This window comes from Burkholderia sp. FW306-1C-G01B (assembly GCF_058781685.1).
On record NZ_JBYSWZ010000002.1, the window covers coordinates 366,603 to 382,757 of the forward strand.

Annotated in this window: 13 protein-coding genes and 1 pseudogene; 3 read left to right on the forward strand and 11 right to left on the reverse strand. The window is 59.6% G+C overall.

Features of this window, described 5'->3' with window-relative positions:
• Positions 1 to 6 precede the first annotated feature (6 nt).
• Together livH and AC3WLY_RS05990 are read right to left on the reverse strand one after the other, a co-directional pair.
• Positions 7 to 933, reverse strand: a complete 927-nt coding sequence (gene livH / locus AC3WLY_RS05985) for a high-affinity branched-chain amino acid ABC transporter permease LivH (protein ID WP_175971608.1) — start codon at positions 931 to 933, stop codon at positions 7 to 9.
• Between the two features lie 173 nt (positions 934 to 1,106).
• The gene (locus AC3WLY_RS05990; protein ID WP_492308089.1) at positions 1,107 to 2,225 is read right to left on the reverse strand and encodes a branched-chain amino acid ABC transporter substrate-binding protein; all 1,119 of its coding nucleotides are present in this window, start codon (positions 2,223 to 2,225) and stop codon (positions 1,107 to 1,109) included.
• Between the two features lie 813 nt (positions 2,226 to 3,038).
• Here AC3WLY_RS05990 and AC3WLY_RS05995 point away from each other — a divergent pair.
• Positions 3,039 to 3,662 (forward strand): hypothetical protein, encoded by a 624-nt coding sequence (locus AC3WLY_RS05995; RefSeq protein ID WP_492308088.1) that lies wholly within the window; start codon positions 3,039 to 3,041, stop codon positions 3,660 to 3,662.
• An 84-nt stretch (positions 3,663 to 3,746) separates the two neighbouring features.
• On the opposite strand, the gene AC3WLY_RS06000 is transcribed toward AC3WLY_RS05995, so the two are convergent.
• The 9 genes from AC3WLY_RS06000 to AC3WLY_RS06040 form a co-directional block, all read right to left on the reverse strand.
• Positions 3,747 to 3,965, reverse strand: a complete 219-nt coding sequence (locus AC3WLY_RS06000) for a SymE family type I addiction module toxin (RefSeq protein WP_051983704.1) — start codon at positions 3,963 to 3,965, stop codon at positions 3,747 to 3,749.
• 1,103 nt (positions 3,966 to 5,068) lie between these two features.
• Positions 5,069 to 5,401, reverse strand: a complete 333-nt coding sequence (locus AC3WLY_RS06005) for a barstar family protein (RefSeq protein WP_492308087.1) — start codon at positions 5,399 to 5,401, stop codon at positions 5,069 to 5,071.
• Positions 5,402 to 5,518: 117 nt separating this feature from the next.
• Complete coding sequence (locus AC3WLY_RS06010) at positions 5,519 to 5,902, reverse strand: hypothetical protein (protein ID WP_492332648.1); 384 nt, start codon at positions 5,900 to 5,902, stop codon at positions 5,519 to 5,521.
• A gap of 194 nt (positions 5,903 to 6,096) precedes the next feature.
• Positions 6,097 to 6,774 (reverse strand): lysozyme inhibitor LprI family protein, encoded by a 678-nt coding sequence (locus AC3WLY_RS06015; RefSeq protein WP_492308085.1) that lies wholly within the window; start codon positions 6,772 to 6,774, stop codon positions 6,097 to 6,099.
• Positions 6,771 to 7,238, reverse strand: coding sequence for a competence protein ComJ (gene comJ / locus AC3WLY_RS06020; protein WP_492332649.1), 468 nt, complete (start codon positions 7,236 to 7,238; stop codon positions 6,771 to 6,773). The genes AC3WLY_RS06015 and comJ overlap by 4 nt, the downstream gene beginning before the upstream one ends.
• A 22-nt stretch (positions 7,239 to 7,260) precedes the next feature.
• Positions 7,261 to 7,824 carry a hypothetical protein gene (locus tag AC3WLY_RS06025; RefSeq protein ID WP_492308083.1) on the reverse strand — a complete coding sequence of 188 codons (564 nt, stop codon included), beginning with the start codon at positions 7,822 to 7,824 and terminating at the stop codon, positions 7,261 to 7,263.
• A 9-nt stretch (positions 7,825 to 7,833) separates the two neighbouring features.
• Positions 7,834 to 12,171, reverse strand: a complete 4,338-nt coding sequence (locus AC3WLY_RS06030) for an RHS repeat-associated core domain-containing protein (RefSeq protein WP_492308082.1) — start codon at positions 12,169 to 12,171, stop codon at positions 7,834 to 7,836.
• Entirely contained in the window at positions 12,168 to 12,626 is a 459-nt protein-coding gene (locus AC3WLY_RS06035) for a DcrB-related protein (protein ID WP_492308081.1), read from the reverse strand. Before AC3WLY_RS06035 ends, AC3WLY_RS06030 begins: the two co-directional genes overlap by 4 nt.
• 13 nt (positions 12,627 to 12,639) lie before the next feature.
• Entirely contained in the window at positions 12,640 to 14,778 is a 2,139-nt protein-coding gene (locus AC3WLY_RS06040; protein WP_492308080.1) for a type VI secretion system Vgr family protein, read from the reverse strand.
• A gap of 370 nt (positions 14,779 to 15,148) precedes the next feature.
• Between AC3WLY_RS06040 and AC3WLY_RS06045 the strand changes: the two are divergent.
• Positions 15,149 to 15,381, forward strand: a pseudogene (locus AC3WLY_RS06045) (transposase); the annotation flags it as partial.
• Positions 15,382 to 15,785: 404 nt separating this feature from the next.
• Positions 15,786 to 15,956 carry a DUF2515 family protein gene (locus AC3WLY_RS06050; RefSeq protein ID WP_492332656.1) on the forward strand — a complete coding sequence of 57 codons (171 nt, stop codon included), beginning with the start codon at positions 15,786 to 15,788 and terminating at the stop codon, positions 15,954 to 15,956.
• The last annotated feature ends 199 nt before the right edge of the window (positions 15,957 to 16,155 follow it).

The window sequence follows — 16,155 nt, forward strand, 5'->3', positions numbered from 1 at the left end:
TCTCCGTCAAACCTTTTCGATGTCCGACTTGCCGAGCAGGCCGGTCGGGCGGAACAGCAGGATCAGCACGAGCAGGCCGAACGCGACGACGTCCTTGTACTCGGCCGGCATGTAGCCTGCGGCGAAAGTTTCCGCGAGACCGAGCAGCACGCCGCCGAGCATCGCGCCCGGGATGCTGCCGATCCCGCCGAGCACCGCGGCGGTAAACGCCTTGATGCCCGCGACGAAGCCGATATACGGATTCAGCTTGCCGATCGTCAGCCCGATCAGCACGCCTCCGACGGCGGCCAGCATCGCGCCGAGCACGAACGTGAACGAGATCACGCGGTTCGTGTCGATGCCGAGCAGGTTCGCCATCTTCATGTCCTCGGCGCACGCGCGGCACGCACGGCCCATCCGCGAATGCGAGATGAACAGCGTGAGCGCGATCATCAGCACGAGCGTCACGCAGACGATCATCAGGCGCGAATACGGGATGGTCACGTCGAAGTCGCCGCCGAGATGGATGTCGAACGCGCCGGAGATCAGCACCGGCACGGACACGTCGCGCGCGCCCTGGCCGATCTGCACGTAGTTCTGCAGGAAGATCGACATGCCGATCGCGGAGATCAGCGGCACCAGGCGCGGGCCGCCGCGCAGCGGCCGATACGCGACGCGCTCGACCGCGAAGCCGTACAGGCCCGTGACGATCACCGACACGATCAGTGCGGCGCCGAGCACGAGCGGCAGCGGATAACCGGCGGAGACGCCGATCGCGGTCAGGGTCACGAGGCCCACGTACGCGCCGATCATGTAGATCTCGCCGTGGGCGAAGTTGATCATGCCGATGATGCCGTAGACCATCGAATAGCCGATGGCGATCAGCGCATAGATCGCACCCAGCGTCAGGCCGTTGACCAGTTGCTGGGCGAATTGCGGAAAGAAGTCAGTCATGTGCGGGAAGCTCCCGTTGGCGCTGGGTCGCATGCCGTCGCCGGATCACGGCGTTCGGCCGCGCGCAACGCACGGTGTCGTCTCGGGCCGTCCGTTGGCCGCGGAACGGCCAAATGCGCACACGCTCCGCCCGGGTGACGGGCAGAGCGGGTGCGCGGGGCGGGTACTCCGTATTACTTGGCGGCGGTCTTCGTCGCGTCCTTGTGCCACGTGTACACGACGAACTTGAACGCCTTCAGGTCGCCCTGCGCGTCATACGACACCTTGCCGATCGGCGTGTCGAACGTCGTCTTGTGCATGTACGCGGCGACCTTGGTCGGATCGGTCGTCTTCGCTCCCGCGATCGCGTCGGCGATGATCTTCACCGCTGCGTACGACGGCATCTGGAACGGGCCGTTCGGATCGCGCTTCTTGTCCGCGAACGCCTTCACGAGCGCCGCGTTGGCCGGGTCGGCCGAGAAGTCGGCCGGCAGCGTGACGAGCATGCCTTCCGAAGCCGGGCCGGCGATCGCCGTCACGTCCTTGTTGCCCACGCCTTCAGGGCCCATGAACGTGGCCTTCACGCCCTGCTCGCGCGCCTGGCGCATCAGCAGGCCCATTTCCGGGTGGTAGCCGCCGAAGTAGACGAAATCGACGCCTTGCGACTTCAGCTTCGTGACGATCGCCGAGTAATCCGAATCGCCGGCGTTGACGCCTTCGAACAGCACGACCGGGATCTTCGCGGCTTCGAGGTCCTTCTTCACCGACGACGCGATGCCCTGGCCGTACGACTGCTTGTCGTGCAGAACGGCGACCTTCTTCGGCTTCACGTTGTTGATGATGTAATGCGCGGCGGCCGGGCCTTGCTGGTCGTCGCGGCCGATCGTGCGGAAGATGAAGTGGCGCTTCTTGCCTTCGGTCAGCTGCGGCGCGGTGGCCGACGGCGTGACCATCACGATGCCTTCGTTCTCGTAGATGTCGGACGCGGGAATCGTCGAACCCGAGCACACGTGGCCGATCACGTACTTGATCTTCTGGCTGACGATCTTGTTGGCGACGGCGACGGCCTGCTTCGGTTCGCATGCGTCGTCCATCATCACCACTTCGAACTTGTTGCCGCCCGCGCCGCCTGCCGCGTTGATCTGCTCGATCGCGGTCAGCGCGCCGGCCTTCACCATGTCGCCATACTGGGCGACCGAGCCGCTCATCGGACCAGCGATGGCGATCTTCACGGTTTCCGCTTGCGCGGCGGCGGCGCCCGCGGCGAACAGCACGGCGGCGACGGAAATGGACGTAAGACGGGACAGCGTCATCTGGGAGCTCCTCGATGTTGTTTAGTCATACGGGCAAAGGCGGCATGACTTGCGCAATCGAACAGCACCCGGGGGCGAGGACATGGGACACGCCCGAGACACATAGAAGACGGAACTCCGGCGGAATGTTGCGTAGCGGGGCCCGGCTCTTGCAGTCCCCGAAGGGGACGTCTGGTTCGGAAAGACATCGTGATGCGTCTTGCATTGCGCAAGCGTTTCGCCTGCCCCGCTTGCCAAATCGCTTGATCGGAGGGATGGTCCGACAGCCATTGGCAAGGCAGCCGAAATTATATGGGCGTTTTTAAATCGTCTGTCAAAAATGCCGGTCGAGTGAGGGAAAACACGTAGGGATGGGGTGGCAGTCGGTAGCAATGACGGCGCAACCTCTGGGGGGCGAGAACGTTTGCTGGTGGTGCAATTTGGTTGCTATTGGTGAGGCTTTTTTAGCGCTGTGCCTTGTTGGGATTGATGTCTGGCGATAGGCGATCTTGCGCGGCGTGTGTCGGGGCGGGTACAGGGTCGAATCCTCGCGCCTCAATCGACTGATGATTTGTTTGGTAGGCACCATTGCGGTGCGTCGGGTGGAGCGGCTCAAACATACTGTTTGCCGACGACTTTCGCCTTCACGAAAGGCAATTGTTAATATTGTGAAATAATACGGATTCGCCTCTGCAATCCAGCCAGCCCTCCTCCGAGCCGCGTCCGCCGCGCCTCGGAGCCGCTTCAAGGCCGCTTCGACGGCCGTCCGTTGCCCAGCCGCCAGCCAGTGATCTGCCGTTTTTTTCAATGCACATCACCTGATTTGGATCGCTGATGAATCATCCCTTCCGTCTTTCTTCCGCCGCCGCGTTTGCGTGTGCGCTTTCTGTTTCCACCTCCGATGCGTCGGGCCGCGATGCGCTGGCCGATCGGTCGGCAGGTGCCAATGTGTTTCGCTCCGAGCGGCGTGCTGCTGCTCGTGATGACGGGCATGCGGCACGTCTGAGCCGACGCCGCGTGCAGTACGCTGCGCCCGTGGAGCGCAGTCCGTTCGATACGCCGGATACGCGGCCGCTGCGTGTGTCGGGCGATAGGCTCGTGGCACCGCAGCCTTCGTCGGAACACGAACCCGATTTGGTATTGCCCGCGAATCGCGTCGCGCTCGGCGCGGGTGGCAGCGATAGTCTCGGTCGCGCGTTGCCTGGATACGAACAGCGCGAGCAGAACTGGAATGAATATCTGCGGGCCAACGGCTCGTGGCCGGCTGGCAGTGGCGGCTCGTATGCGCCGCAGCGCCCATACGATGCCGCACGTGGTCCGCACGGCGCGCCTAATCCGTTTGATCCGTCTGTGCCGCAACCTGAAACGCGCACGTTCTACGACAACGGCGCGGGCACGCATTGCACGGCAACGGGTGGGGCCGGGACGTCGCGGTCGTCTTGCAATATCGCCTGGTGATGCGCTGGAGCGGCTGATAGCAGTCGCCCTACCCGGCGCGCTGCGCGACGTCGCGCAGCGCGGCCGCATCCTGCGGCGTCGCTCTTACAACTGCGTGATGATCAGCCTGCCCGGCTCAATATCGATTCGTGCCTTTCGGCCCGGGACAAAACACGCATCGCTGATCAGCCACATTCCACCAATCTTCATGTACGGGTAGAACTTCTCCGGCTTGAGGTCCGTTTTCGGCGTACCCCACATTTCCTGGATCGTTACGAATCGTTCCGTCTTCGGTGGTCGTGCTTTATGATTCGCCTTAGCCATGGGCAACTCCACTGTAATTGGCTGTGGTTAGCGGGTCGTGAGTGTTGGTAGCACTTGCGGCCCGCGCTCGTTTACTGCGGTGTTTTGATGGTTCGGATTCCTCCTTTCTTGGTGGTTCGGTGGAAATGGGGCTTCGACGTATGAATCAGGGCATGCGGCGTATCCATCCGCACGCGCGATCATCATCGCTGGACATTGCCTATTAGACAGTGTTCGTTGCTTGGGCACACGTTAACCGTTGGTTATAGGCGCACAATGACGTCAATGCTCAAGGTCATTGCGAGCGCTGATGGCGAACGTCGATCCGTCACAGTGAGCGATTAATCAGAACTTGACGATTCGAAACAGTTCGATTGGATCGGACGAACTGTATGAGTTCGTCTCGATATGGATGCGACCGCTCAATCTTTGTTGTCGTATGGGAGCACCAGAAATTGCTTGCAATGATGTCGGAGTTCAGCATCTCGCTCAGTCCGATCTCGACCCGAACCGGCCGCTCGACGCTCTACGGAGCGGACATCATCGGTGTGTCGGCATGCCGCGACGAACGTACGTTGAATGGACACGGCTGTGATCTATGCGCGGATCAGAGTGTCACCTTGGAAAAGGTGATAGGGAGCCGACTCGAGGTTCATGCGCTCGGGGATTGGTAGCCCGTTTCCGCAGTAGTCGATCTCAACGTAGCTCAAATGACCCGAATCATCGGCGAACAATAGAATTTCAAGCGATCGTGACTCGTCGGGTTCGCTTAGGTCCCGAAAGTGAGCTTCAAACACCAGACCGTAACCGTGTCCGCTCGTAGATATTCTCGGCACGCCATCGGGCGCAGCCATTGATAGCGCGAAACTGTTGCACCCGCATTGACAAAGCTCGCCGATTTCAGCATTCGCGAATTGCGCTGCGAGCGCCTCGCGATTCGGAAACTGGCAGCGTTCGAGGGTGAACGCAATCCAGTAAGCTGCGCGGTTTAGGTCATTTCGCATGTTGCGCCTAGACGGATGCGGAGCGAATCTCGGTTCGCGAGTGCGTTGATTGTCGACGATCTACTCGACGGTGTCGACCGGCCGTTCATGGCCGCAGTGCGCCTGTGGTTGTCCTTCGAATCAATCGTAGTACGACAGTGCGACCAAAGCGGCTCCATGCTCGCGCGTACGACGCCAGTTCACGAAAGCGCACGCGTCTTGCAAAGCCTCGAATAGGTCTGGACAGCGCCTCCTGAAACTGATGACGGCGCCAAGCTGTATCGCCAGCGTCTCTCCCGGCCTGACATGCAAGCTCGTCATCGCGGCCTCGGGCTCATCGAGGTAACTCAAACAGTCAACCAACGCGTCCATGTTGTTGCCATAAAACGAGGGAAAACCAAAGATATGTGAGAAGACCCGATGGAATGAAGGCCAGTCCGTAATTTTAGTCGTGTCTACGAACACTTTCGTCATCGCGCTACTCCGAATTCTATTGTGCGTCTAACCGGTTCCGATAGATGCTCCATCGTCGGATTGTCGACGATTCTGGCACCGAGTACCAGTGACCGTTCCTGGCCGGTAGATTGCAATTCATTGCGACCGCAGCAACCGCGACATCATGATTTCACCCATGAGAGACGGGCATCGAGCTATCGACTTCGCCAACGCTTGCTCATAAGGAACAGCGAGATACTCCAAGGCATGGACAATGTCCCACAGCACGCCGGCCCCATCGCTATCAGGAAATCGCTCGAAGAGATTGAATAGAACGTTCAACGATTCCTCCGAAATCCCAACGGTCCAAAGCGCCTCCAAAAGACGCTCCAACGGCAACCAGTTCCCGTCTTCCGGACTGAATTGGGCTATTTCGGAAAGCAGCTCCTGTTCTGATCCGTAGGTGCGGGACTGGTCGCGTTCGAGATTAATCATTGGTAGACCTATATCCAAACCACGGCACCGAATCAAAATGAGCATCGTTTTGATTGTTCGGGCAGGAGGTAACGACCAGCTCAATCGATGAGGCCCTCGTATTTTCCGTAGGCGACACCAACTGCCGGAGCGTTAATCGGTAAAGTCCGGATAACACTGGTAACTTGAAATGATGGTCACGCACGGGCAGTTCGTCACGAAATTGCGCCGCCATAGTTAGCTGTGTGTAGTCGGTTTCGCTAATCATGACTCACTTGCTTAAGCCACGCGTTTAATTCACGCGTTCGATCACGTGTTCTGTCGATTTCGCAAGTCAGTAGATCAAGATTGCGATCTGCACCTGCCTCGTTTATCAGATACCAAGCGGTACATTCGTTGCCGAGAAAACGGACCCATTGCCGCTGAGCCTCGACAAATTTCACCTTGAGTACCGGATAGTTGACGTACTCGTCACGTGACCGAGACATCGACTTCAAAACCTTTTGGTAAGTGCGGTTCAATTCGTCGTCTGCTTGCTGAAATTCATCTTGACTACGCTGCAGCAAGCACTCGGGCGCCACGCTATCAGGTGCGCAACTCTGCGCTTGCGCAGCGGTAAACCACGACAATGTCAGCGCCATGGCGACGCCGAACGCTACGCGATGGGGGCTGGACGCCGATGCGCCGATATGCATTCTTGCTCCCGTTCCTGTTTTTCTCATCCGTATGCCCGACTCGTACAGGTAGGTCAGCGCCTCTTCGCCGCTCCTGTAGTGATACATCTCCTGTACAAGCCGCACGCCATCCCACAGACAATCCGTGCTCACGTATTCGCAGCGCTCGCGCCCGGACTCCTTTGCTGTCAGTCGCTCCGGCAAGATCACTGCGAATTTGGTCCAGTTAACCCAAGGAGCAACCGAATCTAAGTTATCTGTCAAACCTCCCTGCTACAAGCGGCTTGTCTTTCTTGCCCCCCCCAAGGGTCATCACGCAAATACATTGCTTGCCGATGACCCGCTTCTGAAGCAAACGTGAATTTGTAGAAAACCTCTTCCCCCTCGCAAACCTCGTAATACACGTCGTACGAGTTAAGCGGCAGCTCCAGCATAATCTTGAATTTTTCAGTCGCCGAGGCGACTTCGAGCGAATTGCGATCTTCAATACGAAACGGCGCAACAATGCACCGTGCGGCCCGCTCGTCCATCTCGAACTTATCCACCACCCGCAAGTACACCTTTGCACCGAAGGCATCGTCCGGAAGCGGATCGAAAATGAGGTAGTCGGCGTGCAACACCGCGCCCTGATCAATGTTGCCCGCTCCCCATTGGCTCAAACCCTCATCGTACGGCCTGGATCGAACTACGATTTGACTATGGGAGATCAACAGGTCAATCGTTTGCACGCTTGTTCCTTGAGCTCATGATTCAGGGGGTACCGAGATTGAATAACCACTCGTGATATTTCATCTTGTCATGATCAGTCAAGGTACCTGCAACGAGTTCACGAGCAAAATCCTTCTGCACGTTCATCTCATGATCAACTGGATTCGCAACATGTCCTCCAATCAACTCAAAACTCTCCAAGTAGTCGATTCGGTTTATCAAAACCTCGGCGCATGCGACCAGTCGCTCCATCTTATGTTCTGCACACCATTTCGCCAAAAAAGATAGTCCCGCCAGCAAATCGGTCGCTCCCTGGGCCGCAGCGTCGTCGTCGATTTCGACTGCATCAGGGTCCCAATCAATTTGCTCTAAGTCGCTTAGTGGATTGGAGTTTTCTTTTCCATTCCAGACTTGATCCAAGTAATCGCCTACTCGGTGCCTGAGCTGCGTACTTGTACCCCCTGCTTGCTTCGACAGGAATTCGAATATTGACTCATCGTGAGCGAGACCAACACAGCACCACACGCCAAAACGAGCAAGGTTATCGAGCTTCGCTCCAGCTAGAACTGATTCGAGATATTTTTTATGCTCCTCGATATCCAACATACTCATCTCCTAATCAAAAATCCCACCAGCCTGGTCCACATGAGGCTGACATGATGGACACGATGCATTCCGTTGCAATCCACCCCAAGAGATACCCCAGCGACTAACTTCGGCACCTTCAGGCAGATTGCGCAAAATAATTCGTTCCGCATGGTTTTCGAGCTTATCAAAACCATCGATAGACTTCTTGCCATAGAAGATGTTTTCTTCTGGTACGCCCATCTTCATAAGTGCTTGCCGTTGTGCTGGACTTAACCGACCTCCACTTCCCGCCGCAAACAACTGTGGCTTGCCATTCACCTTGGCCTCGACGATTGATACCGTTGAATTGCGTATTGAGCGCGCATCCCCGCCACCGGCCAAATTGTGAACTTCCTGTGCTTTACCGCTAAGTTCACCGCAAGCCCAACCCCATGGATCGATCCACGCCAATGGATTGGCTGCGTACCGATAGAGATTCGTTCCACCCAGCAATCCAATCGGGTCCGGATTGATGAAGCGCCCAATGTCCGGATCGTAGAACCGGAAAGTGTTGTAATGCAGCCCCGTCTCGCGATCCAGATACTGCCCCTGGAAACGCAGATTCTGTGGTCGCGGCACGTGAGTTGGTGCCGGCGCCGACGCTTGCACATTTCCCCACTCCGGTATTGGAAACTGCGGCGCCCGCGCGATCCACTCCTCCTGCACCGCGTTACCCCAAACCTTGTAGCGGGCCTGCCAGATCAACTCTCCGTCTGCGTCGGTTAACTCCTCCGGCAACCCCGACACATCGTTGTGGAAATAGTAGACCGCGTCCCTTGCATCGGCATCGTTAGCCGCCGGCTTGCCCTGATCGATCCGTGCGAGCGGCACATAGCTATTGGCCTCGTACAAGTACGTCAGCGCTTCCTCACCCTGACGGTCGTGATACGTCTCCTGCACGAGTCGCATGCCGTCCCACAGGAAATCCGTACTCGCGTAGCCGCCATTGAGCTTACGAATCCGGCGGCCGAACGCGTCGTATTCGAAGTGCGTCGTCGCGATGCCAAGACGGTCCTTCGTCACGACGGTCTTCAACTGACTCCAATCGTCGTATTCAAGAACCAGCTCTTTCGCAGGCCCGTGACCGCTCAGCTTGCGAACCAGCCGTCCATACGAGTCGTACTCGAAGCGCTTGTCCTCGAACATCTTGAGCCGGTTGTGCTCGACGTAGCCGCCAGGGTGATCGCTCGACACCAGGTTGGCCGCCGCGTCCCAGCGAAACACTTCAGACGGCAATCCCGGCCCCGCCGCCTGTTCAATGCGACCAGTCGGGTCATATTGATAGCTCGTCGTGCCGTGACGCTGATCGCGCTTCTGGATCACGTCGCCCGCTGCATCGTATTGCCACTGCTTAGCAAGCAGATCGTCAGCCGCCCGGCCTCGCTGCGCAGCGTGCCGCGCACGACGCCCAACCGCGTCATATCCGAAATGACTGGTCAGCTTGCCCTGCGTTCGTAGCACCTCCCGATGCAGATCATCGCGTTCTATGTCGGCAACTGCAGCACCGTCAAAACGGATCTGGTGCACGTGTCCCGAGCCGTAATGCAGCCAGTCGATCGTGCGCTCGCCCGAGATTGTGGTGCTGACACGGTTGCCAAGCTCGTCGTACGTATGCGCGAGCCAGCCGGTCGGCGTGTATTCCTCGAGAACCGCTCCGCGCGCGTCGTATTTCAAGCTGACCCGATTCTTCAGCGACGGGCCACGAGCTGCCAGCGTGTACAACTCGGCAGATGCGATTCGGCTCGCCTTGTCGTACAGATACTCACAACGCTCATGCGTAGCTTGCTTCGCCGTCAGTCGCCCGATTGCGTCGCGCTCGTATCGCGTCTCGATCTGCCCATCCCGTACGATCGTGCCTTGGCCGCACACATCGTATTCGTACGTGCGCTTGTGGCCATCGAGGCCGATCTGCGCGGAAACCAGATCGCGACGGTCATACTGAAAGCGATAAGCCTCGCGATTTTCGTTGGTCAGGCTCGCGAGCCTGAACGCATCGTCGTAGCCGAACCGCACGACACGATTAGCCGCGTCCGTCCGTGACAGCAGCAATCCACGCGCATTGATCTCGTAGCGCGTACTGCGCTGATTCGCGTCAATGACCTCGACAAGACGCCCGGCCGCATCGTATCGAAACATCTGACGCGCGCCATCGGCCATCCCGATCCCTGTGACTCGCCCCATTGCATCCGCTTCGTACACGGTAGACTGGCCCGCCGCATCGGTCACACGCGCAAGCGCGCCACGTGCGTCATACCCGAACCGCGTGACCTTGCCGGAACAATCTGTATACGAGGTCAACTGCGCACGGCCATTCCATTCGAGGAACTTGTAACCACCCCGCGCATCGCGGATCGTGTGCACCAGCCCGCGCTCGTCCCGGTGATACTCGGTCGCGAAGCCTGCCGGATCGCGCGTCATCGTCAGGTTGCCGCGATCGTCGTAGCGGTAGATCCAGCGCAAGTTGGCCGGATCGGTTTCCGCGACAGGGAGGTCGTAGTAAGCGTTCCACTCGGTCCGCTCAACCTGCCCGAGCGCATCGATGCGCTGCGTCTGCCGCCCCCGCTCGTCATATTCGAAGCGGGTCGTATGCCCTGCCGGATCGATCGTACTGACCAACTGCCGCATCGCATTCCACTCGAATTTCCAAACGTGGCCTTCGGCATCCGTATGGCTCGTCGGCTGCTGATCCTCGTTCCACGTCCAGTGCGTAACGCGACCGATCTGGTCGGTGATCGTCACCGTACGCTGAACAAGGTCCGCATTGAACGTGTACGTCTCACCATCATCGGTCCAATGGCGCACGACACGCGCGTCGCGGCCGACGCCCTGCCACGCATAAAAGCACTGCAGGCCGCCGCGCAACGTGTGCTGGACCATCAGTCCGTGTTCGTATGCGAAGCGTCGCCCGGTGTGGCCACTGCGATCGGTAACGGCCACCAGTTCGCCGGCATCGTTGTACGCATAACGCACCAGCGTGTCGGGTTGCTCACCGTCCACGCCACGAGTCAGCTCGATCGTGGCAATGCGTCGAGGGTGCGACTCATCGTAGGCCAGCGTCAGCATGCGCCCAGCGCTGTCATGCAGCCGCGCAGGCCGCACAACCGCATCGGCCGCTTCTTGCTCCACCTCAATCCAGTTACCGTTGCGATCCTCAAGACGCCACAGCTTGAGCGTCTCGCTGTCCGCATCGGTACGGGCACGGCCGAAATCGCGATACATACCGTCGACCGTCTCAACCACATAGTGACCGCCGGCAGTACATATCAGGTAAATGCCTTCGGGAACGCTGAAATGGCTCTCACCCGGTGGCACCGCCGGGAACACGATGTCGCGGCCCTGCTCGTCCCAATACGTGATCGACGTGACCTCGCCATGTTCACACGCAAGCCGCAGCTCGACGCTGATCGGCACGCTCCAGCCCGGCCCGAACAAACTGTCAGCACGATCATCATGGCTGCTGTAAAAACGCCGCCACACGATCGGCAGCGGCCCGGGCAATGTGAAGTCGGTATCGTCCGTGCCGTCGAGAAACTTGCCGCCGGTAATCACGTTGACCGGGTGACCGGCTGACGGCCTCGCCAAACTGCCGAGCCACGTACCGAAGGCACCGGCCGCAAAATTGATCGCGAGGCAAGGCAGCTTGCCTTTCAGAAACTGCCCCCAACTCATCTTCCCGCGGCCACAAACCGCCAGCGCAATACCGAGCGCCGCGCCCAACCACCCGAGCCGGCTCGCCGACTTGACGTCCCGCACCCTCTGCGTACCACCGCCGATGAAAACGTTGTCAGAACCTTCGGCAATCGTCCCGTCACAAGTTGTCTTGTCGCCGACGCGCGCGGCCGGATGATCATTGATGTAAACGCTCCCCGACCCATCAGCAATCATCTGCGGGCTGGAGTGATCCAGGCACGCGACGGTATCGAGATCCCCCGGCCGCGCCGCCCGCGCCGCCGCCTTGTTATTGACATAAACGTTCCCCGAACCACTGGCGATCTTGCCTTTGATCTCGGGCGGCGCGATCGAGTCCGCCAGCGCCTTGGCGCCGTCGTCGATCGCTTCGTTCATACCGCTCGCTTCCATCAGTGCGCCCGAGCCGACCGCCACGCCCACACCGATCGCGATCACCAGCGGCGTCGCCAGCCCTGCCGTACCGATTTCGAGCGCGGCCAGGCCGACGAACACGAGACCTTCCATCGCCTCCGCCACCAATGCACCGACAACAGCACCGCCGATCACCGACCCAACCGTGCCTGCAAGCTCACCCCAGAACGACGTGTGCTGGATCGGGTCTTCGAAGCGCGCGGCCGCGAAGTGTTCCGCGCTCACGACGCGTCACCCGGTCCGAGCAGGGTCGGTCGAGCCGCGCGCGGCTGGAAACTGGCGAGCATACGATCGGCGATCGCCTGCTGCTCTTCGGTCAGCGGTGCCGCGCTGGTCAACGTCATCACCAGCACGCGGCCGGCGTCGTCCGACGGAAACATGGTCTGCAGTTGATGCCAGAGCCGGCCATCCCGCTCGAGTGTGGAATCGATCTGGATGCCCGAACGGCCCACCACCGTCACAGCCCGGCGCGCCTTCTCGGTGAGCATCTTCGCATCGCGCGACGCCACTTCCCATTCGCGCATGACAAACGCGTCGATATCTTCCCCGTCGCGCAGCCGCCCACGGGCGATCACGAGGTTGAGGCCGCCGGGGCCGGCGTTCATCACGAGGATGTTGACGGTGCGGTCGAGCGCCGCGTCCGGCAGTTCGAACGTGCCTTCGTGGATAGCGTAGTGCATGGTTGTGTTCGTGTTATTTGTTGAGATCGATGCGCTGGCCGTTGACCATCACGCCGTCGTCGGTCATCAGGATCACGGAGCCCTTGTGCTCGAGGCGAATGCCTTCAGGCGCGAGCGAAATCGAGCTGTCCTGCACCTTCAGCAGGATGCCGCGCTCGGCCACGTAGACCTGCGTGCCGCCGCCCCCGTCCTTGGCAGGCGTCGTCACCTCGACGGTGGTCGCGGTCGTACTGCGCTTCTCGGCGATCGTCTCGGTCAGGTTGCCCTGCGGAATCTGCTTTTCTTCGCTACCGGTCGCCACCAGGACGGTACGCATCGGCCCGAACACCTTATGCGTCTCGTTGTTCTCGACGACGGTGTTCATGTCCTTCTGCGCGTGCATGAAGAATTCCTGCATGCCGTTCGTGTCGGTCATGCGGATCTCGTTCGACCCCTGCCCCTTGTGCGTCTGGCTCTTGATCCCCATCGTCTGGCCGGCGGCACCGTGGTACGGGTTGCCCTGCTCGCCGTTGAACACGCGGCCCACGATCACGGGGTTATCCGGATCGCCCTGATTGAACGCCACGAGCACTTCCTGCTTGATCCGAGGAATCGCGGCCGCGCCCCAGCCGTCACCCGCCCACGGCTGCGACACGCGCACCCACATCGAGTCGGAGCCGTCCTTCTTGCCGCGCCGGTCCCACGGGAAGTTCACCTTCACGGCGCTCCCGTTGGTGTAGATTTCCTCGCCCTTGGGGCCGACGACGATCGCCGACTGCGTGCCATGAATCACCGGTTTCGGCGTGGCGCGCGGCGCACGATACGGAATCTTCTTCGGCAGCAACGCGAAGCTGTTGCGGTACGGCAGTTTTGCGCTGTGCTGCGTGTAGTCGTTCACCGCCTCGTGACGCACGTGCAGGATCACGTATTCCTGGTTGTTCTCGAGGACCGGGTGATTCGCCACGTTGACAGCGCCGGCGGTGGTCATGCGCCACGCGTAGCCGCCGCCGGTATAGCGATGGGCCAGCGCCTCCTCGGCCTCCATCGCGAAACGCGCATAGCGGTTGCCGTCGTCGCCGTGGTCGTACAGCGACTGGTGCTCGAACCGCTCGGTGGAGTCGAGCCGCGCGTGCTTGAGGTTCTGCGGGCCGGCTTCCACCAGCATCAGCGGCGACGACGGATTCTGATGATTGAAGTCGCGGAACGTGACCTTGCCGACGCCGAAGCGCCGGCCTTCGTGCAGCTGGTCGATGCCGCTGTCCTCGCTCGCCTCGGTGGCGGCGAACGGCACGGTTGCCAGCCCGTCGATCGGGCGGAACAGCAAATTCGTGTCGCCGATCACGAGAAAGTGCTTGTCCTTCTCGTAGCGGTGCGTCCAGACCAGCCCTTCCTGCTCCATCAACCGCGCGCAGAAGTTGTAGTAGGACTCCTGGTACATCACCACGTATTCGAGCGGTTTCTGGCTCGTCCGGATGTCGAACACGAAATCGGAAAACCCGTGTTCCTGGAAAATCTCGGTGAGGATGTCCTGCGCGGTCTTGTTCTGGAAAATCCGGCAGTCGGTCGAGCGCGTCAGGAACCAGAACCACGGCACCGCCGTCAGGTGGTACTGCGTGACATTTCCGGGATTGCCGGCGCGGTCGAACGACGCGACGTAGCCGTCGAAATAACGGTCGTTCTCGCCGGCACCGGTTGCAACGACGCGTTCAAGCGTCGACAAGCGCGCCTGCTGATCGAACCGGATCTTGACCTGCTGGCCGATCAGGTCGTCGGGGCGAAGGTCGTGGCGATGCGACAGCAGGTCGAGGTGGATTTCCGGCAACCGGTTCACGTACTCGTCGACGACGGCGGCGCTGACCAGGAGCACGTCCGGCCCGAGCGGCGTGTCGAGCGTGACGTATCGATTGAGCTGGGTCAGGCGCGCGGGGTTGGCGGCGCCGTTGATCGCCTCGGCAACCGCGCCGGGCGTCTTGTCCATCAGCGAGAAGCCGGTCTGCGCGAGCTGCATCGCACGCTGGACGGTGTCGACGTGCCCGGCCAGGCCCGCGAGCGGCCCGAGGCTCCCGGCAACACTCGAGGCGACCGGGCCTGCCAGGCCGCCGAGCGCGCTCAAGGAGCCGAGCGCGCTGCCGCCCAAACCATTGGGAATACCCCCGTTCGGAGCGAAACTCATTCTTGTTCCTTGCTTGTGATCTCAGGTTCCGTGGGCCGGCTGGCCGGCCCGAAGCCCCGTTAATGTAGGACAAATTCCGACCGCGCGAAAGGCACCCGCAAACGTTTCCGTTCGCGCCCCGAAAATCGAAAAAACTAGACCAGCGGCTGGACACCGGGGCAGGGTTGGCCGCGGCGCAGCGGCGCGCCGGTTTGCGCTTAAAACAGCACAATCTGCACGAAGCTTGTGACAGGTACGTAGGGAGCGAAGCACTTCGCCACGACGTGCGCGAACCCGCCAAGACTAAACAGCACGAACAAAATGATTTGCCGGGACTGATGAGCCACCGCTCGCTCTGTAGCCCCTTCGTTGTTTCGCTGACGAGAAGGTCATAGCAATACCGATACTCGATGACGAACTGTGGTCACTGATCCAATGTTTCTGCCACCACCGAAGCCGCGCCGGACGCGATACCCGGGATACAAGCCTCTCGGCGATCGTGCGGTGCTGACCGGCATCCTGTTCGTGCTGCAGTCCCGCATCCTCTGGGAAATGCTTCCGCAGGAAATGGGCTGTGGCTCGGGTATGAACTGCCGGCGCAGACTGCACGACTGGCAACAGGCGGATTTGTTGACCTGCACGACAATCCTGCCCGGGGTAAGCCCCAGCTATTAAGCTGTTGGTGATGACCGAGACACGTTCGGGCACGGTGTCCGCGGTAAAAGACATCAGAGAGACGGTACAGCATCTGGTGCAGGCGCGGGATATAACGATCTCCGCCCCTGGTGCTACGGCTATGCGGCAGACCCGACGGCATTCCAGGAGTGTGCCAAACAACGCGATAGTCGGCAGTTCCATCCCACCGTACAGAAAAACTTGATGCGACAGCAATGGGCGGAGGAAAGTGTCCGGTGACCAATGAAGCGAGCGCCTCGATGGACGATGCCGGGTCTGGCAAATTCGTTGGCTCAGGATCCGAAAGTCCAGGTTATTTTCAATGGACCCCGTGAGTATCCATTGGATTCAGTCTGGTTAAGCAATGGGAAGCAACAGCGGACAATACATTTAAGAATAATTTTTCCTTCAATCATCTTTGGGCAATGGCACAACATGAGCAAGGCGAGGTGTTGCAAGGGTTGATCTATAATGACCAAGCATTCATCAGCAAGCTGAAATTTCAGCAAACCATGGATCAATGACACAGGGAAATTATTTCATTTTCTCATGCAAAAACAGCGCAAATACATGCTGAGCGAATTAAAATCAATTGCCGCAATGGGCGGATTGACATAATCACTTTTTGAATTGATAAATTATACTCATATCGCTCATGCTAAAGTCGACGAAAATATTGTGGTGGGTTTTAGCGGCACTTTTTCTATACCTTGCCATTCTGGC